This window comes from Sporolactobacillus sp. KGMB 08714 (assembly GCF_036598985.1).
Taxonomy (GTDB): Bacteria; Bacillota; Bacilli; order Bacillales; family Sporolactobacillaceae; genus Sporolactobacillus.
Window position 1 is genome coordinate 244,010 of the sequence record NZ_JAUUBW010000001.1, and the last position, 19,711, is coordinate 263,720.

15 protein-coding genes and 1 pseudogene are annotated in these 19,711 nt (G+C 44.0%); 11 read left to right on the forward strand and 5 right to left on the reverse strand.

The annotated features are described in order from the left end of the window. Positions 1–27: 27 nt before the first annotated feature. Complete coding sequence (locus Q6A92_RS01105; RefSeq protein WP_332236766.1) at positions 28–1,323, forward strand: FAD-dependent oxidoreductase; 1,296 nt, start codon at positions 28–30, stop codon at positions 1,321–1,323. 377 nt (positions 1,324–1,700) lie between these two features. Here Q6A92_RS01105 and Q6A92_RS01115 read toward each other — a convergent pair whose 3' ends face one another. Further along, on the reverse strand, positions 1,701–2,615 hold the full coding sequence (locus Q6A92_RS01115; protein WP_332236768.1) for a LysR family transcriptional regulator: 915 nt from the start codon (positions 2,613–2,615) through the stop codon (positions 1,701–1,703). 578 nt (positions 2,616–3,193) lie between these two features. On the opposite strand from Q6A92_RS01115, the gene Q6A92_RS01120 reads away from it, so the two are divergent. The 8 genes from Q6A92_RS01120 to fadK all read left to right on the forward strand — a co-directional run bounded on the left by Q6A92_RS01120 (position 3,194) and on the right by fadK (position 11,918). Continuing rightward, a complete protein-coding gene (locus Q6A92_RS01120) occupies positions 3,194–4,390 on the forward strand; it encodes an acyl-CoA dehydrogenase family protein (RefSeq protein ID WP_332236769.1) in 1,197 nt (398 codons plus the stop codon). Positions 4,391–4,468: 78 nt separating this feature from the next. Further along, on the forward strand, positions 4,469–4,984 hold the full coding sequence (locus tag Q6A92_RS01125) for a hypothetical protein (RefSeq protein WP_274400190.1): 516 nt from the start codon (positions 4,469–4,471) through the stop codon (positions 4,982–4,984). A gap of 74 nt (positions 4,985–5,058) precedes the next feature. Beyond that, a complete protein-coding gene (locus Q6A92_RS01130; RefSeq protein WP_274400191.1) occupies positions 5,059–5,949 on the forward strand; it encodes a shikimate dehydrogenase in 891 nt (296 codons plus the stop codon). A 37-nt stretch (positions 5,950–5,986) separates the two neighbouring features. Continuing rightward, entirely contained in the window at positions 5,987–6,760 is a 774-nt protein-coding gene (aroD, locus tag Q6A92_RS01135) for a type I 3-dehydroquinate dehydratase (RefSeq protein ID WP_274400192.1), read from the forward strand. 271 nt (positions 6,761–7,031) lie between these two features. Continuing rightward, on the forward strand, positions 7,032–8,258 hold the full coding sequence (locus Q6A92_RS01140; protein WP_274400195.1) for an MFS transporter: 1,227 nt from the start codon (positions 7,032–7,034) through the stop codon (positions 8,256–8,258). Positions 8,259–8,426: 168 nt separating this feature from the next. Beyond that, positions 8,427–9,638, forward strand: a complete 1,212-nt coding sequence (locus Q6A92_RS01145; RefSeq protein WP_274400196.1) for an MFS transporter — start codon at positions 8,427–8,429, stop codon at positions 9,636–9,638. A gap of 57 nt (positions 9,639–9,695) precedes the next feature. Further along, entirely contained in the window at positions 9,696–10,196 is a 501-nt protein-coding gene (coaD, locus tag Q6A92_RS01150; RefSeq protein WP_332236770.1) for a pantetheine-phosphate adenylyltransferase, read from the forward strand. A gap of 42 nt (positions 10,197–10,238) precedes the next feature. Continuing rightward, complete coding sequence (fadK, locus tag Q6A92_RS01155; protein WP_332236771.1) at positions 10,239–11,918, forward strand: medium-chain fatty-acid--CoA ligase; 1,680 nt, start codon at positions 10,239–10,241, stop codon at positions 11,916–11,918. Positions 11,919–12,291: 373 nt separating this feature from the next. On the opposite strand, the gene Q6A92_RS01160 is transcribed toward fadK, so the two are convergent. From Q6A92_RS01160 to Q6A92_RS01175, 4 genes are all read right to left on the reverse strand, one after another. After that, the gene (locus tag Q6A92_RS01160; protein ID WP_332236772.1) at positions 12,292–13,602 is read right to left on the reverse strand and encodes an acetyl-CoA hydrolase/transferase family protein; all 1,311 of its coding nucleotides are present in this window, start codon (positions 13,600–13,602) and stop codon (positions 12,292–12,294) included. Between the two features lie 299 nt (positions 13,603–13,901). Next, on the reverse strand, positions 13,902–14,324 hold the full coding sequence (locus tag Q6A92_RS01165; protein WP_274400201.1) for a GtrA family protein: 423 nt from the start codon (positions 14,322–14,324) through the stop codon (positions 13,902–13,904). An 87-nt stretch (positions 14,325–14,411) separates the two neighbouring features. After that, on the reverse strand, positions 14,412–15,557 hold the full coding sequence (locus Q6A92_RS01170; RefSeq protein WP_332236773.1) for a glycosyltransferase family 4 protein: 1,146 nt from the start codon (positions 15,555–15,557) through the stop codon (positions 14,412–14,414). Positions 15,558–15,577: 20 nt separating this feature from the next. After that, on the reverse strand, positions 15,578–16,726 hold the full coding sequence (locus Q6A92_RS01175) for an NAD-dependent epimerase/dehydratase family protein (protein ID WP_332236774.1): 1,149 nt from the start codon (positions 16,724–16,726) through the stop codon (positions 15,578–15,580). Between the two features lie 1,291 nt (positions 16,727–18,017). On the opposite strand from Q6A92_RS01175, the pseudogene Q6A92_RS01180 reads away from it, so the two are divergent. Together Q6A92_RS01180 and Q6A92_RS01185 are read left to right on the forward strand one after the other, a co-directional pair. Then, positions 18,018–18,560, forward strand: a pseudogene (locus tag Q6A92_RS01180) (alpha/beta hydrolase); the annotation flags it as partial. Between the two features lie 202 nt (positions 18,561–18,762). Further along, positions 18,763–19,707, forward strand: a complete 945-nt coding sequence (locus tag Q6A92_RS01185; protein WP_332236776.1) for a ring-cleaving dioxygenase — start codon at positions 18,763–18,765, stop codon at positions 19,705–19,707. Positions 19,708–19,711: the final 4 nt, after the last annotated feature.

A 19,711-nucleotide genomic window follows, 5' to 3' on the forward strand; every position in this document is an offset into this window, starting at 1 on the left:
TGCCTTGCTGAACTGGATTGAAATGAGGTGTTTATTTTGTCGGATAAATTCGATGCAATCATCGTCGGTGCGGGTGTAGCCGGAAGCACGGCTGGTTATCTACTGGCCAAAGAAGGACTGGATGTCCTGATTATTGAAAGAGGAAACTATCCAGGCAGCAAGAATATGACCGGCGGACGTCTGTACAGTCACAGTTTGGAAAAAATTATCCCCGATTTTGCTGAAAAAGCACCATTGGAGAGAAAAATAACAACAGAAAAAATCAGTATGATAACAGAAGACAGTTTAGTGACCGTTGATTATCAGTCGGAAGACTTAGGTGCACGTGGAACCGCTTCTTATTCCGTCCTTAGAAGCAAATTCGATCCATGGCTTGCTGAACAGGCAGAAGAAGCAGGGGCTCAAATTGTTCCGGGAATTCGTGTAGATGATTTGTTGGTTAAAGATGGGCATGTCTGCGGTATAAGTGCCGGAGGGGAAGAGATGGAATCGGAGGTCGTTATTTTGGCGGACGGCGTCAATTCGCTGCTTGCCCAAAAGTTGGGCATGCGCAGCGAGCTGAGACCGGATCAAGTTGCGGTCGGCGTAAAAGAAATTATTGAACTTCCTAAGAAAACTATTGAAGATCGATTCAATCTGAGCGAAAGCGAAGGGGTTGCCTGGCTTTTTGATGGGAGCGTATCGGCGGGACGAATCGGTGGCGGATTTCTTTATACGAATAAGTCGAGTCTGTCACTCGGGATCGTCTGCACTCTTTCAGATCTGAGCGATTCACCGGTGCCATTGCCGCAAATGATGGAAAATTTCAAGATACACAAAGCAATTGCTCCTTTGATTGCAGACGGGAAAACTGCAGAATATTCGGCCCATCTTGTGCCAGAGGCCGGCTTGAACATGGTACCCAGGATTGTCGGCAATGGTGTGCTTGTCATCGGTGACGCAGCAGGGTTCTGCATTAATATTGGCTATGCGGTCCGCGGAATGGATTTGGCAATTGGATCAGCTGAGGCAGCTGCTAAGGCGATTCTTTACGCTAAAGAAAGAAGGGATTACAGTGAAACCTCTCTTTCTAAATATAAGGAACTGCTTGATCAAAGTTTTGTGATGAAAGATCTGAAACTATACCGGAAATTCCCGAAATTTATGGAGAATAGGCGTATTTTTAATGATTATCCACAATTGGCGGCCGATATTATGAAAGATCTATTTACTATTGACGGTGGGGAGACTCTACCTCTTCGTAAAAAGATCATGCACGAAGTGAAGAAGGCGGGCCTCATGAATCTCATGAAGGATGTTTTTAAGGGAGTTCGAGCATTATGAGCATAAATGTTGAGCAAAAACTTGGAAACAATAAATATAATGTAGACGAAAGCAATCCGCATATAGTTTTGAAAACAGGCAATATTGACAAAAAAGAAATAAAAAAACTGATTAATGCGTGTCCGGCGGCCTTATACAAATTAAATGATGACGGGACTCTTCGCTTTGATTACGCCGGATGTCTAGAATGTGGAACGTGCCGCGTTTTATGCGGGAAGACAGTGCTTAATAAATGGGAATTTCCCGCCGGCACTTTTGGTGTAGAGTTCCGTTTTGGCTGATTGGCAGCGGCCCAACCCGCTTCTTGTCCGGAAAAATAAAGTGAGAGATAAAGCACGTGACCATTGCCTATCAGGGTATTGTCCGTGCTTTTTTATTTATACGGGTAAATTAACCTTCTGCTCAGTAGATTTAATGCAGGCTATCTTTTCTACATACTTTCGAAATAAATCAACAGAAGGAGAAAGGGCTTTATTTGACAAATAGTTCAGATAGATGTAACGATGATATAAATTCTTCGGAATTTTGTGAAGAACAATGTTGTAATGATTGATGCCATAAATCTTAGGAACGATGGCAATGCCCAGTTTCGCTGCTACAAAACCGCAGATCGTGTCATCGTTTTCAAGCTCGAAAGCGATCTTTGGTTCAATATGGATTTTTTGCAGAATATCCTCTACAATTGGACGAATTCCGCTCGATTTCTTATAAATAATAAACGGATCTTCTTCAATTTCTTTGAAATTAATAATCTTTTTATCAGCAAGCGGGTGGCTGGCCGGCGTAATCAAAAACAATTCCTGTTCAAAAATCGGTATGCTTGTAACACTATTGTTCGAAATTGATGAAGAAAGCGCAACATCAATTTCACCGGCGAGTAATTTTTTGGCGATCTCTTTTGTTGTCCCTTCAGAGAAATTAAAGTTGATATTAGAAGGAACCACATCGTTCTTGAACTTCTCCAATAATGCTGGCACTGTCTCTTCTGCTAACGAGGGCAGAAAGCCTAAATTTACAACTCCATGTTCTGGATTTAATAGTTTCTGCATCTCGCCTTCCCCCTTTTTAAGGGTTTCGAGAGCACCATTCACATATTGCAAGAACACTTTGCCGTAACGGTTCAATTTTATATTACGGCCATCTTTATCAAAGAAAGAAACATTCATTTCTTTTTCCAATTCTTTAATCGCATGTGTCAGAGTCGGCTGGGTAATAAATAACTTTTCAGATGCACGGGTAAAATGTTCCGTTTGGGCTAAAACACTAAAGTATTTTAACTGATTCAGATTCATTATTATTTACCCTCCCCCAAATAATGAAAAAGAAAGCGATTACAACGCTCTTCTAAGTTTATTGATTATTAATCTTAAAGATACATTTATTATTTACTGTCATTAAAAAAATATTTATTATTTACTACCATTAAACATAAATTTATTATTTATATAAATATGTGACTTTATTCACAAACATACAAAAGTACTTTTAAAGTTCAAATAATAGTTATAATCTTGTGAACGTGAAAAACAGATCCTGCCTTTTTTAATTGATAACCAGTAACATAAAAACGGAATGACGAAAAATAGATTCAGCCGGCACCTGAAGTGCAGGCCGTTCTTCTTGCTATTTTATTTATAGGGCAACGTGCTGATAAGTTTCTTGCTTTGAAGTTCACGATATTGATATATGTAGATAATTTATTGGTTCAGTAAAAAAACGCATTAGACAATCTTAGTGAAAAAGATAAAAATTGAAATGTAAGATGATTCACAAGTTTATGAGTGCAGGTGTGCTCACGTTAAACAGGAATAGATACTGGAACGTGAAATCGTTTGCAAAAATGTGAATCAGCAAAAAAGGGAGGGGTATGATGTATTATAAACTTTCAAAAACGCATCAACTGTTAAGGCAGATGCTCAGACAGTTTGCGCAAAACGAAATCAGGCCGATCGCAGCCGAACTGGATCGTGAAGAACATTATCCCTATGAGACTTTGAAAAAATTCTTTGAAAATGGATTTATGGGATTTCATTTGGCACCGGAACTTGGCGGATCAGGAGGCGATCATTTAGGATATGTCCTGACGATGGAGGAATTTGCTAAAGTCGATACACCGACCGCCGGCATTTTGTCCGGCCATAATGAGGCGACCATTGCCGCCATTGCAAAGTGGGGAACGAAGAAACAGAAAGAAACTTATTTGCCGCAACTTCTGCGGGAGGGCAGAAAGCTGGGAGGATTTTCGATGACCGAGCCGACTGCCGGATCCGACAGTAATGGTGTCCGGACAACGGCAATCCGCCAGGGAAATTATTATTTGGTAAATGGAACGAAGTGTTTTGCGACAAACGGCGGAACGGCAGAGATTTTTATTCTCGTTGCAGTTACCGATCCGGCCATCTATGGAAGCAAGGGAAAATCTGCTTTTATTCTTGATGTTCATACGCCTGGAGTAACGATTGGAAAAAAAGAAAAAATGATGGGATTTAGAGAAGCATCTATCTGTGAAATTATCCTTAATAATGTGAAGATTCCGATAGATAATATTCTCGGGCAGGAAGGCGACGGACTGAAAGTTGCACTTGGCGGACTCGAGGGAGGCCGTGTCGATGTTGCCGGAGAGGCCATTGGAAACGCTCAGGGCATGCTGGATGAAGTCAAGAAATTTATTAATTCCACTACATGGAACGGTAAACTTTTAGCAAGATATCAAAATGTACAGTTTAAATTTGCTGAAATGCAGACACAGGTGGATTGTGCGCGATTATTAACCTATAATGCTGCCTCTATGATGGATGAGGGTCTTCCTTGCAATCTTGAAGCTTCTCAAGCAAAGTATTTTGCCACTAAAACAGCGAACGACATCGCGAGTGCCTGTATAGATTTGCTGGGACAGTTTGGCTATACCGATCGCTATATAGGTGAGAAGTTTATGCGTGATGCCAAGTTGCTGGAAATCTATGAAGGGACAAATGAGGTACAAAAGATTGTTATTTCCAGAGGTATGGGATTAAAAACAAGAAAGCCGAGAAAATCGGAGGAGAAAAAAGAATCGGTTCATGCGTGATTTAAGTTGACTTTTGTGACTCGGATTACTCAGTCGGGGCCTGCCTGTACTATAACAGATTGGAAAGGAGTTAAACAGATGAATATCGTTGTCTATTTAAAGCCATTCGATGAAAAAGAGCAGCTCGAGAATGACGGTATTGCTTGTACGAATATCAGTGAAAACGATAGAGCAGCGATTGAAGCGGCTCTTCGGCAGAAACAAAAAACGGGTGCAACGGTTATCGCGTTTGCTGTCGGTGACGAGACGGCTGATACCCAGTTGCGTGAAGCTTTTGCCATGGGGGCCGATGATGCCGTGCTTTTTCAGACAAGTGGCGAGGAGGCGGCTAATGCCTTGGTGATTGCATCCGCATTGAAAAAATTGCGGGCGGATTGCTATATTACTGGAAAGGTTACTGATCTTTCTCTTATCGAAAGGGTCGCCAAATTAGCCGGATTTCAGATCACGGATGCGAATACGGACGAAGTTCCGGTTTCTGCCGACAACACCTATTTTGCCTTGGCTTCGGCAGAGGCAATAAAACCTCGTTATATGCAAATTGCCGGTATTTATACGGCTTACCGCCGCAAAGTCAGACAGCTTGTGTTCTAAATAGATTTTAAGATTGCAGGCTTTGCAGGGGAATTGAGAATAAATGAAAAATACGATGAAGGGTCTGAAGCGCTGTGGAAAAATTTAATGAAGATAGAATTGACGGAAGAACTAAACTAATTGGCCTGATTGCGACACCGATTGGCCATTCCCTGTCACCGCGGATGCACAATATGTCGATGAAGAAACTGGGATTGAATTACACATACATGGCTTTTGAAGTCGGCAATGAGCAGCTGGAAGATGTGATTAAAGGCTTCCGTGCATTGAACCTTCGCGGATGGAATGTTTCAATGCCGAACAAAATGAAGATTATTCCTTATCTGGACGAATTGTCACCGGCGGCTAAATTTGACGGAGCGGTGAATACGGTTGTTAATGAAAATGGGAAATTGATTGGTCATAATACGGATGGTGTTGGTTATGTCCGCGGTTTAAAAGAAGCAGGTGTCGATATTACAGATAAGAAAATGGTACTGCTCGGCGCGGGAGGAGCTGCCACGGCCATTGCCATTCAGACGGCCCTTGATGGCCTGGCCGAGATCTCAATTTTCAACTGCGAGGACCAATTTACAGAAAATGCGAAGAGAAACGTCCGGGTTATTAACGAAGAGATGGAGAATATCAACTGCAAAGCACATTTTTATCCGCTGGAAGATACAGAGAAATTGAAAGAGGAGATCAGCACGTGTGATATTTTGACTAACGCGACGGGTGTGGGAATGAATCCGCTTGAAGGTAAAAGCTTGATTACAGATGCAAGCTGGCTCCGTAAAGATCTGGTTGTTTCTGATACAATTTATAGCCCTCGCAAGACGAAACTGTTGGAATTGGCGGAGGAAGCAGGCTGTAAAGCAGCGATCAATGGCTTAAATATGATGCTGTTTCAGGGTGCTAAGGCTTTTGAGATTTGGTTTGGGAAAGAAATGCCGATTGATTTGGTCAAGCAGCAAATGGGTTTTTAATTGACACAGTGAAAACATCTTATGGAGGGGCAAGAGAATGAGTGAAAAAGTACTGCAGATTAAAAAAACAACGATTGGGAAGGGCAAACCTAAAGTTATTATTCCTTTAGTCGGAAAAACGAAAAACAAAATTTTTGAGGAGGCTGAACACGCAAAATCATTGCAGCCCGAAGCCATTGAGTGGCGCGTCGATGCGTTTGAGGAATTCGGCGATCCAGATGCAGTAAAAGAAGTCATTGCTTATCTGCATTCTCTCTCTACAGATAAACTGTTGCTGTTTACGTTCAGGAGCAAACAAGAAGGCGGCTACAAAGAAATCAGTAAGGAAGATTACGTTGCTATTAACAAGACCGCTATTGAAACGCATCAGATTGACTTGGTCGATGTTGAACTCTTTGCCGGAGAAACAGAGGTAAGAGAGATTGTTGCAGCGGCAAAAGCAAACGGTGTGTATGTTGTGATGTCGAATCATGATTTCCAGAAGACCCCGAATAAAGATGAAATCGTTGCTCGCTTGCGGAAAATGCAGGAATATGGCGCCGACATTCCGAAGATTGCCGTTATGCCTCAGCAGGAGACGGATGTACTGACTTTGCTTGAAGCGACTGCCGAGATGAAGAAGAATTATGCGGATCGCCCTATCTTTACAATGTCGATGGGGGGGCTTGGAGTGATCAGCCGTATATCGGGAGAAATATTCGGATCGTCTATGACTTTCGGCTCAGGTGATCAAGCATCTGCTCCGGGGCAAATTCCTGTCGATTCCTTGAAAAAAGCACTTGATATCGTTCATAGCGGGTTGGCTAAATAAACCCCGCCTCTGTTTTTCTTGAGTGTATGGAAATGGATAATCCTTATTTTCCAGCCAAACCCCGTGATGGAGTTGAAGAACTTTTCATTGGGTGTCTGCGTTTCACGGATAGAAGCGTAAAAAAAAGCAGCAACAAAAAGATGCTGTTTTAAAAGTATGATTTGTCAGTACAATTTTATTTTAGCACGATGAGAGAAAAAATTTAACATTTCTGTTTACAGAGTTCTTAATAAATTCAATTGTGTCAACACCCTTGAGGAGATGGAAAGTAATGAAGAATAAGTATATGCCGACAGCTATCGGCCTCTATATCAACTATCTTGTTCACGGAATGGGTGTCATCATTCTGGCGCAAAATATGGATGCTTTGTCAAGGCATTGGAACACGAATTTAGCAGGTGTTGCGACGGTCATTTCGGCTTTAGGCATCGGACGTTTAGTTGTCTATTTCTTTGCCGGAATTTTGTCTGATAAATTCGGCAGAAAACCGTTTGTTTATCTAGGTTCTTCGATCTACGTACTTTTCTTTGTCGGCGTCTTGATCAGTCCGAACATTTGGATTGCCTTTGTATTCGGAATTCTTGCCGGCGCTGCGAATTCATTCCTTGACTGCGGAACGTATCCGGCTCTGATGGAATCCTTTCCTAATGCGGCAAGCAGTGCCAATGTTTTCATTAAAGCGTTTGTTTCCGCCGGTCAATTTTTACTGCCGTTGATTATCAGCTTCCTTGTTGCTGCTAATCTATGGTTCGGCTGGTCATTCATCCTTTGCATTGTGCTTCTTGCCTTCAATGCGATTTATCTGTTTAGGCGTAAATTTCCGCCAATGCAAGTGTCAGACGAGGCAGGTAAAGCGGCCGAAAAATCGCCTATTCAGTTTATCGGAAAACCCAAGTTTTATATAGAAGGAATCGCCTTCTGCCTCTATGGCTATATTTCTCAGGCAACCTTTTACCTAGTCAGCCAGTGGCTGACTCAATATGGCTCCAGTGTTGCCCATATGGGTGATACCGCGGCGCATGCCCTGATGAGTTATTACGCGATTGGTTCTATCGTGTGTGTATTTGTGACCGCAGTAATTGCGACAAGGATACACTCCACTTACTTAATGATTGTGTACACCTTTATTTCGATGTTGGCTCTGACTGTCCTTGTCCTGCATCCAACGGCGGTAGTAACCACCCTCTTTTCCTTCGTTATCGGCTTCTCGGCAGCCGGAGGTGTGATGCAGCTAGCACTGACTCTGATGGCGGAAGTGTTCCCGAAAGGAAAAGGGACGATGACAGGCGTCTTCTATACTTTAGGAAGTATTGCTTCCTTCACGATCCCCTTAATTACCGGACAAATGTCAAACAAAAATATCTCGAGCATCATGGTTTTTGATATGTGGATTTCTGTCGCGGGCTTTGTTCTTGCGCTGATTATTGCTTATCGCTGCCATAAAGTGATCGGATTTTCATCTTCATCTAAAGTAAAAACAGCGACTAGTGGAAATTAACAAGAAACAAAATCCGCAGCATGCAAAAATGAATGGTTAAGTTGGATAAACGGATAGCTTTATTCAACTTAACGTTTTTATTATCGGATCTTTTATAAGGCATGACAACGTCAACAGACGCTATTCGTTAATGAATCTGCAAATTAAATTCTGTAGAGGTGAAGATAGATGAATATTTTGAAACATAGGTATGCCCGTTCTGCTTCACTTTGTTATCTTGACTATTTTCTTTACGGCATGGCGTACATCATACTTGCGCAGAATATGTCCTTTTTGGGTAAGCAGTTTCAAGTAGACAGCACAGATATCAGCTTTCTTATTGCTTTATTTGGATTAGGACGGTTGTGCACAGTTTTTGTTGATGGAATTCTCGTGGACCGTTTAGGAAGAAAACGTATTATGATTGCAGGTTGTTTATTAATGATTGTTTTTCTGGTAGGTGTTCCATTATCCCCAAGTTACCAAATGGCGATGTTTTTTTCACTGTTCGGCGGATTTTCGATAGGATGCCTGGACACGAGCACGTATCCGTCCCTCATTGAATTTTTCCCGAATAATGCCGGAATCGCTACGGTTGTACTTAAGCTTATTGTATCTTTTGGTTCTTCTGTCCTGCCGCTTGTAACGGTGTTCTGTTATAATCGGCATTTATTCTTGGGCATTCCATTTTTTGCAATAGCCTTGGTTTTTCTGATTTCTGCCGTTTTTTTATTCCGCTCCTCTTTTCCGGATAAGAATTCAGCGGCGGTATCTGCAGAATCTCCTCCTAATATCCATTTTGTAAAGAAACCTAATTTTTGGCTGGATGGGACTTCGCTTATATTAATTGGTTTTACAGCGCCCGGTCTTTTGTATCTTATGCAGACCTGGCTTCCGACTTACGGGCAAAAAATAATAGGAATGGGTCTTAGTGAATCCTTGAAATTGGTTTCTTTTTATAATGTCGGAGCTATTCTTTCAGTTATTGGCATGACTTTTTTACTTGCAAAAGGGATTAAACCAGTGACTTTTTTACTCGCTTATCCGGTATTATCCATTCTGGCGACTATCGGTTTAATGGGTTCGACAAACAGCCTTTTAGCGCAGATAGCAGCTTTCTTTATCGGTGTTTTTACAGCGGGTATTTTTCAGTTATGCTTGACCGTAATTTGTCAGTTTTTCTGGAATATTAAAGGAAAAGTTACTGGAGCAGTCGATACAGCGACAGGTATTGCTCAAGCGGGGATACCTTTCATTACCGGGATAATTCTCCGTTATGGCACGATTCATTCGGTTTTTGTTTTTTCTTTAATCATAAATATTATTGCCGTTTTTTGCGGCTTGTTTATTAATTACCGGTACAGAAAATTGCTCAGACGTTCTGTGGGACAGAATAGCTAAAAACCAAAATTGAATTAAATCTGGACGAAAAATTGAAAATAGAGAGAAGCATAAAAGATGAAGAAACGGGCGGTTTATCCGGGCAGTTTTGACCCCGTAACCAATGGTCATCTGGATATGATGCGAAGAGGGATGAAAATATTTGATCAACTTGTTGTTGCTGTTCTTAATAACAGCAACAAGAAACCGCTTTTTACATTGGAAGAACGGATAACTCTTCTGAAGCAGGCAACCGCCGAAATGACTAATGTTGTGATCATGAGTTTCAACGGATTACTTGTCGATTTTATGAGAGAACAAAATATCCACATTATTTTACGCGGGTTACGCGCTATCTCTGATTTTGAATATGAATTACAAATTGCAGAAACGAACAATCATTTGTCGGATTCTGTGGAGACCTGTTTTATGATGGCTGACAAAACTTATTCCTTTTTAAGCTCAACTATTGTAAAAGGAATTTCAAAATATGGCGGAGATGTTACAGAATTAGTACCAGAGGCATCGGATCTCGCCTTGAAAGCAAAATACGGTTTTGCATCAACTTCTATCAGGTAAGAGCCGAGGAGATTTTTAGCAAGTTGTAGGAGGCAGATTATTATGCCTAAATCGTTGAAAGTGAAAATCAATAATCTGAGAAGAGATGAATACAGAAAAAATGGATATTGGGGCGACGCGACACTGAATGATTACTGGCAAATGGCAGTTTCTGCATATCCAAACAAGGTATTCGTGAGGGATAATCTAGGCAGCTGTCAGAGGTTTAAGGAAGTTGATCATCTGGCGGGAAAACTCGCCTCTTATATGAAGAAAAGAGGTATCATACCCGGGGATGTTATTTCCGTGCAGCTGCCGGCATGGTCGGAGTTCTTTATTATAGGCATTGCCTGCTTTAAAATAGGCGCCGTTATTAATCCTATATTGCCTAATTACCGTGGACATGAACTGGTGCATATTCTCAATAAATGTAGGACTAAGATGATGTTTATTCCCTATTTCTTTCGAAAATTCTATTATAGTAAGATGTTGAATGAGATTATTCCAGAAATACCGGAACTGAAAGACATTGTGATTGTCAATAAGGGAAATAATCTGCTAAAAGAATATGGGACAACCCTTGAAGAAATACTTTCCTGTTCCAATACGCTGAATGAATGTGCATCAGTCAGTGCCGATGATGTGGCCGCTGTGTTGTTTACCTCCGGATCGGAAGGGGAGCCAAAAGGTGTGATGCTGACACATAATAATATTATTTCCAGCGAGCGCGCTTATTCGGCTTCATTCAATATCACTTCATTCGATCGTCTACTGATGCCTGCACCGATCGCGCATGCCACAGGTTTTCATCATGCTTTTGTTAACGGCTTGCTTACAGGTGCAACGTGTATTCTTCAGGATCATTTCGAAGCTGATACATGTCTCAAACTGATCGAAAGATATCAATGTACCTGCATCATTGGCGCTACTCCATTTGTTTACGATATTCTCCGTTCATTGGAGAAAAAGAGATATGATATTTCATCATTGAGATTCTTTTTATGCGGCGGTTCGCCACTCCATTCTTATGTGATAAAAAAAGCGCTTGGTGCAGGGCTGAAAGTCATAAGCGTATACGGCTCGACTGAAAGTGTACCGCATACAGCGGTCGGTATCGATGCACCAATGGATAAATTTATCCATACAGACGGAAAGGCGATGCGGGGAGTTGAAATTAAAGCCGTTGATCCATTTCGCCACACCGTTCCAGTGGGTATCCAAGGCGAAGAGGCTTCACGGGGACCCAATGTTTTTGTTGGTTATTTAGATGAACCGGAGCTAACGAATCATGCACTAGATGATGAGGGATGGTATTATAGCGGCGATCTCTGCGTGATGGATAAGGACGGTTATATAAAGATAACAGGGAGAAAAAAGGATATTATTATACGAGGCGGTGAAAATATCAGCAGCAGTGAAATCGAGGGTTTACTTCTCTGCCATCCGAATATCCATGAAGCCTGTGTCGTTCCTATGCCCGATCGGCGGTTGGGAGAGCGTGCCTGCGCCTATGTCGTTCTGAATGATCCGACCCAAAAGCTAAATCTGAAAGATATTCAGAATTTCTTTGAAAAACTAAAAGTTGCGAAGTATAAATATCCGGAACGCATTGAAATAATCGATCGGTTGCCCCGGTCAGCTACATGTAAAATAAAAAAAAATCAATTGTATCGAGATATTCTTTCGAAATTGGAAAAAGAGGGTTTACTGGAAAGAAGGGACAGAGGTACTGACAATCGGTAAGAAGTGGGGATCGGCTGACTGAAACGTTAATGAATGGTGGAAAAGAGTCGGATCGCTATAAGATTATCTGAAATTTACATTCCTTCTTCTTTCAATTTCAGATATTTTTTAATGTAAATTCATGCGTACTTTTTCCAGGATATTTCTTCCTGGTTTTATTTATAAATTACTGAACATAGAGTTTGAATTGATTTCACAGTATGTTTAAGTGGGAAGATAGGAGTCTGTTTTGCGTCCTCTTGTAAGCCACAAGCATTGTAAAAACCAAGCATCGAAAACTGCGGACAAAGAAACGCCGCGACAATCACTTTCGCCTGCGTAATTGTTGCGGTGCTCTTTTATTCTTCTTTATTAATAAGCACTTATGGTGGCATTATATGGCCTTGTAGGGTTGTTTAAATCTTGCTTCAAAAGCCTCGGCCAGTTCGCTGCGGAATTTCGGATGGGCAATCTTTATTAAACTTTCAGCCCTTTGCCGGATTGATTTGCCCTTAAGCTCCGCAATGCCGTATTCGGTCACGACATAATTGACATCGTGACGGGAAGTCGTCACGGCCGCACCTGGATCGAGGGACGGAACAATACGGGATACTGTACCTTTTTTGGCAGTAGAAGGACAAACAATGATCGCTTTTCCGCCCGGCGACATTGTAGCACCCCGGACAAAATCAAGCTGGCCCCCAATGCCGCTGATCTGGGTAGGCCCGATGGTCTCGGCATTGACCTGGCCCATAAAGTCAACCTGGACGCAGGCATTAACAGAAATCAATTTAGGCACTTTCGCCAGATTAACCGGATTGTTGACGAACTCAACCGGATACATGAATACATCGTTATTTTTATCGACGAAATCGTAGAGCTTTTTTGAGCCTAAAATAACAGAAGAGATAACCTTTCCTGGATGGACGGGATTGTATTTATTGGTCACGGCACCGGATTCAATCAATTCAAGCGTATGATCGGAAAACATTTCGGTATAGATCCCCAAGTCTTTCCGATCTTTTAAAAATTCGATTGCTGCTTCAGGAACGGCGCCGTATCCGAACTGAAGATTGCAGCCGTTGTCAATTAATGATGCAACATTACGTCCAATTGCTTTTCCGACTTCATCGGCGATAGCAGCCGGTTCTTCTGGAAGTGGTCGGCTTGTTTCAACAAAATAATCGATATCCTTTATATGCATTGTCGAATCGCCCAGGGTGAACGGCATTTGATCATTGACTTCGGCGACAACGATCCGTGCCTTTCTGGCGGCAGCCAGTTGATAGTCGACGTTAATTCCAAAACTGACGAGGCCGTGTTGATCAGGACGGGAAACCTGGACAAAAGCAACATCCAGGGGATACTGATGATCAAATAGTTCCGGGAGCTCATAATAAAAAATGGGCGTGAAATCTGCTTTTCCTTCAACGACAGCTTTTCGTGTCGTTCCGCCTACAAAAATCAGATTATACTTTATGTGTCCCTCCGATTCGGGTGTAATAAAAAAAGAATCTTTAATGGGCCTGTTTTGAAAAATCTCAACATCTTTCAAACGCTTATAATCGGCCGCTAAAGCATCTGTCAGTGAAAAGGGTTCAGCAACGGACTGTGCGACAAAAATATGATCCCCGGATTTGACCGCTTGACTGACGGCTTCTTCCGCAGTCATTGTCCGCTTGTGATAAATCTCTTCCCAATCCATTTTTCCACTCTCCTTCGCGATCTATCAATCTTCATTTAGATTTGTTTAATTGAAATGATCGACCATTTCTCTAACACTCTTTATCGTAAACCCGCCAATCAGCGCAGTCTAATTGGATTTTTTTTGTGTACAATAGAATTTATCTATTGCTTAGCTCTGAGAGAAACGGATGTCATGGAAAACAGACGCTAATTAGAATTGACTAATTAAAGCGGGGTGATTGACCAGGTCGGATAAAATATATCGGGGAGGTAAACAACAAGCCGATCCCTCTCGAACGAGGAGAGGGGACCGGCCTGTCATAATGATTTTGATTTTCTTTTATGAAAAACGTAATACTTCATCAGGTAGAAACTTGTTAAGGAAGACAACACCATTGACATCAGTTTTGAGATGTTCTGTGCGAGCCACGCACTTTCGAAGAGCCTCTCGGCAACGAATACACTGCCGATGAAGACGGCGTTGCTCACGAGAAAACAGATCACCACCTGGACAATGTAATGAAATCTTTGTATTGCCGTCCGGTCGGAATGTTTTTTAAAGGTGATTCGTGAATTCAGAATGTAACTGTTAATCATCGTCAGAGTATAGGCGGCTGAATTATATAAAAGCAGCAGAAGATGCAGCTTAGTCGGGAAACAAATAAGCAACAGATTCATCGAGCCAAGATCGACGACGGCATTGGTCATTCCGATGATCACAAACTGCGTAAACTGAAACAAGGGAAGGGCCTCCTCTCCTGGCACGCTGGTTCGGACCCGAGACAATTCAAATTGGAAAAGTACCGTCCATGCGACAAACCTTTTAAATCATATGATTTTTCTTTTATTCGTGTGCAGAGGCACACGATCCACTACTTGTTTATAAAATCCGAGCAGCTGTTCGGACGCTTTATTCCAGCCCAGGTGAATGCTTTCCTGCCTGGCCGTTATTTTCATCGTCTCGAGATATTCGGCGTCGTTAACAATCGACAACACTTTTTGAAGGAAATCGCCGGGGCGTTCCGGATCATAAAGCACGCCGCTTTTTCCGTTTTCAATCTGCTCGCGCGAAGGGCCGCTGTCCGCGGCAACCACCGGAAGGCCGGAAGCCATGGCTTCCAGGATAACCAGACCGAGCGTTTCCGTTGTCGACGGAAACACAAACAGATCGGATGAAGCATAGGCTTCGGCCAGCGCCTGATCGTGCAAAAAGCCGGTGAAGGTGACATTGGAATGGCTGAAATAAGCTTCCAGCTCTTTCCGATACGGTCCGTCCCCTACGAGGGCCAGCCATAAGCCGGGAGAAGCCTCCAAAATTTCTCTGACTTTTTCGATTTCCTTTTCGGCCGCCAGCCTTCCCACATAAAGAAGCAGCGTTTTATCCGGATGTCCGTCCGTCAGTCGGCTGCGCATGGCCGCACTTTTCATTTCCGGGCGGAACCTCTGTAGATCCACTCCCCGTTTCCAAAGGCGGACATTCCGGAATTTCCGTTCTTCCAGCTCTTCTCTCACAGTCTGAGATGTACACAGATTGATTTCCGCCTGATTGTGCATGGCACGGAAATATCGCCAGATTAAAGGCTTAAAAAGAGACAGGTGATAATAATCCATGTACCGGGCCACATTCGTGTGATAGGAGGCAATTAAGGAAAGCCCGAGCCGCTTCGCAAAAAAAATGCCGGCCAGGCCGAGAAGAGCCGGATTCACGACATGAACGATATCGGGCTGAAAAGATTCCAGGTATTTTTTGACGAGCGGATGCGGCAGGGCAAATTTTTTTGTTCGGTAAAAGAACAGCCGGTGAGCGGGAATTCCCTTGACCGGTATCCCATTATACTCGGACACGCCCAGATCGGGAGCGATAATCAGAATCTGATGTCCCTGAGCCTTAAGCCATCTGACGCTTTCGCACAGCCGGGTCACAATTCCGTCCGTGGAGGGGAGAAAAGTTTCCGTAACGATCGCTATTTTCATCCTGGAATCCTCCCGCCGGTTCATCGCCATGTGATGGTCGGCAGGACGTTCTCAGCGATTACACGTTCTTTGTACTGGATGACCGCATGCAGGATGTTGCGAATGACCTCATCGGTCAGCAAGTGAGGCTTCAATCCCAGTTTCTGTAGTTTTGTATTCTTCGCGTGAAAGAAGTGCTCTTCCAACTCGACGCGCGGGTCTTTGAGATGATCGATTTTTACAGGCATTCCTTCTTCTTCGGCGACATGCTGGACGCTCCGGGCCAGATCCAGAACGGAGAATTCTTCGGTAAACTGGTTAAAAACACGGAATTCGCCGAAATCTGCGGGATTTTCCGTCGCGATTTCAATGCAGCGGACCGTATCCATGATGTTGAGAAACCCGCGGGTCTGTCCGCCTTTTCCGTAGACAGTCAGCGGATGTCCGATCGCGGTTTGAATGATGAAACGGTTAAGAGCCGTCCCGAATACGCCGTCATAATCAAGGCGGTTGATCAGAGCAGGATCGATCAGTGTTTCATCGGTGTGCAGGCCATACACAATTCCCTGGTTCAAATCGGTTGCCCGGATTCCGAACGTTTTACAGGCAAACATGATATTATGGCTGTCGTGGACTTTGGACAGGTGATACATCGAACCCGGCTGTTTTGGGAAAGGCAGGACATCTTCGCGCCCTTCGTGCTGAATGCGGATATAACCTTCTTCAATCGGGATATTCGGATTTCCGTATTCGCCCATCGTTCCCAGCTTGATCAAATGGCACTCGGGAACGATTTCCTTAATACCGTAAATCACATTCAGCGTACCGGCCACATTATTCACCTGTGTAAAAACAGCGTGTTCACGATCGATCATAGAGTAAGGCGCCGAGCGCTGCTCCGCAAAATGGACGAAGGCATCGGGACGAGCCTGCCTGAGAACCTGGCTCAGAAAATCATAGTGATTCAGATCCCCTTCATATAATCTGATGGTTTTTCCGGTGAGTTCTTTCCATTTTGCGACTCTCTCTTTTAATGTCAGAATCGGAGTCAGTGAATTGGAATGCAGCTCTTTGTCCCATTTTCTCCTGAAATAATTATCAATAATCGATACTTCATGGCCCTTTTTCGAAAGATAAAGAGCGGTCGGCCATCCGCAGAATCCGTCTCCACCTGCAACGATAATCTTCATGTCACGGCACTCCTATTGGGTTAGTTTTAACGCCGGCGGCAGCCGTCAGGCGTTTTAACCAGAATGTAACGAAAAGAGCTTCCGGGTTGTCCATTCCCGCCGATTTTTTTAAAAGACGGGCGTTGTCAATCGGACAGAGAAAATAAAAAACCCATCATTCAGCAACGCCGCTCTGCAAAAATCAGCAAAAACCCTCACTTTCCACAAACATCTTCATTATATCAGTCAAATATGAAAAATTACTGAAAAAAGATGAAAATGGGCTTAAGTTTTTTCTGTGTTAAGGCTGTAATCAAATAAATAGGGTTAATCATGGATCGACGGGGCAGCAAAAAGGACTGCCCGGACAGAATGGCAAGCCGGTTTTCGTGGGCTCAAAAGGCGCGTAAGCCCAAGGCATCCGCAGCCGGGTTATCGGCACGCGGGAATGGTCATTCGATTTGCAGGAAGCACGGCCCATGACAGTATGTGCGGCCGGTTCATGATAAAGCGCCGGCCCGATCCTTTAATTATAACCTGATCTATAGCTGTTCATTAATTACAAAGAAGTGGATTACCGGATAGCAAGTCCGAAGGCGAATGTTGGGCGGCATCGGCTGGTGCATTGAAGTAAAAAATTAAAAAGACAGGTGAAATGAATCGATTTTTTAGTCATATTAACTCAGCCGGTTCAATTTAAAATTCGGTGCGGCATTTTGGCAATTAGGAGCAACTTTTCGACGTTTCGGAGCACCTTTAACCCGATTCGGAGCGACCGCTCATGTTCGGTGCGGCTGCAATCTGATCCGGTGCAGTTTGCCCTTGGAATGCGGCTTTCTAAATTCGATCGGGAGGCTGCGCAGGTTCCGTTAACTGCGTAGCCGTTCATTTCTTTGGTATAGAGAAGCAGTAAAGGATTTTTTTGATCAAATCTGTGCGTCAATCATGGAACAGCTGTCTGAATCAACGGCTCTTTTTTGAATGAGCACTGATCTTAACGAAGGACTGTTGATTCATTCTTGAATATAACCTGATTCACTACCGACGCCAGTTCACAGGATTGACAAAAAATAGCTATTGAGATACCATTATCTCGAAATAGAGATATATGAATTAGGAATAACAATATCATCGGGAGGTGAACCATGTGACTTATCGATACATTTATAATGAAGGAAAAACGGCGCTGTCGCCTGTTCTTGTCTTATTGCACGGGACAGGCGGAGATGAATATTCGCTGCTGCCCCTGGCTGAGACGGTTGCTCCGGAAGCCGCAGTGCTCAGTCTCCGCGGCAATCGGACCGAAAACGGGATGAACCGGTTTTTTAACCGCTATCCGGACGGGCAGATTGATGTGGCGGATTTAACAGAAGAAACGGATCGGCTTTATCGGTTTCTGACCGATTTTGCCGCGGAGCATCAATTTGACAAGAGGCCGGTTGTCGCGGTCGGTTACTCAAACGGGGCGAACATGATCGTCAGCCATTTTCATCATATAAATCCGATCTTTGATGGGGCGATCCTGTTTCGCGGGACAGATTATCGCCCTCTGGACAGTTTTCACGATTTAAAGGGGCGATCGATTTTTGCGGCGGCCGGAAGCAGTGATCCGCTCGTTCCGCCTGAGTCTGCCAGGCGGATGATTGCCGGTTTTGAAAAGGCTGAAGCTGCGGTACAGGCATATTGGTCCCATTCAGGCCATCAGCTGACAGACAGTGAAGTGCAGGCATCGGCGAAGTGGTTTCAATCTTTTATCGGAGGTCCGGCGATGAAAAAGCTCCTTAAAGAGATCAACGATTTGGCCGGAGCCGCCAAAGAAAGGACACTGACTGCCCGGGAATTGGAAAAAAGGGATGAGCTGAGGCAGCAATACCTAGCAATACCTGAGCATCTTCCGAGGGGCTTTCCGACAAAATCTGCTCAATGTCACCGTCATTGATGAAAAGGGAAACAATGTCACTCCGCATAAAGCGAAGATCGTTCAGGACCGTTTAAAAAAAGAGCGGGACAAGAAAGCGAAGCATGCACTATTGAATAGACTGAAGGAGGGAAACCCTATGAATCAGCTGCTTGGATTGCATCACATCTCTTTGGTGACGAGCAGCGCCAAAAGAAACGTTGCCTTTTACACGAAGGTGCTCGGTATGAGATTAGTTAAAAAAACGGTCAATCAGGACGACATTTCTGTCTACCACCTGTTTTATGCGGATCAGAAGGGAAGTCCCGGAACAGACCTGACCTTCTTCGAGTTTCCGGGCACGCAGCCGACGAGGAAGGGGACAAATTCAATATCCCGGGTTTCTCTGCGTGTTCCCGCCGACCGCTCGCTCGCTTTTTGGGCCCGGCGATTTGATGCGCTGCATGTTGCCCACCGGGAGATCACGATGCTGTTCGGTCACAAAGCCCTGGAGTTTGAAGACTTTGACGGTACCCCGCTGCGATTGATTTCGGACGAAAAGAATGCGGGTATCCCCGGCATTCCCTGGACAAACGGACCGGTACCGGTTGAACATGCGATTTATGGATTGGGTACGGTAACCCTTACCGTGTCGCGGCTTGAGTTAATCCGCACCTTTCTGCAGGATGTGCTCCATTTCCGGGAAGCAGCCCGTGAAGGTGAAGATACTTTGTTTGAAGTGGGAGAAGGCGGGCACGGAGCCCAGCTGATAGTCCGGGAAGACACGGCTCATGCACCGGAAATGCCGGGATACGGCAGTGTCCATCATCTTGCCTGGCGTGTCGCCGACCGGGACGCTCTGGATGAGTGGATCGGTACGATCGGAAAAACGGGCCTGCCGAATTCGGGCTTTGTCGACAGGTTTTACTTCCAGTCTCTGTATGTCCGGGAATTCAACGGTATCCTGTTTGAATTTGCGACGGACGGGCCGGGTTTTGCGACAGATGAAAAGGAATCGGAACTCGGACAGACCCTTTCTCTTCCGCCGTTTCTGGAAGATCGCCGCGCATTCATTGAAGAACGGCTGGAACCTCTGGATATTTGACATA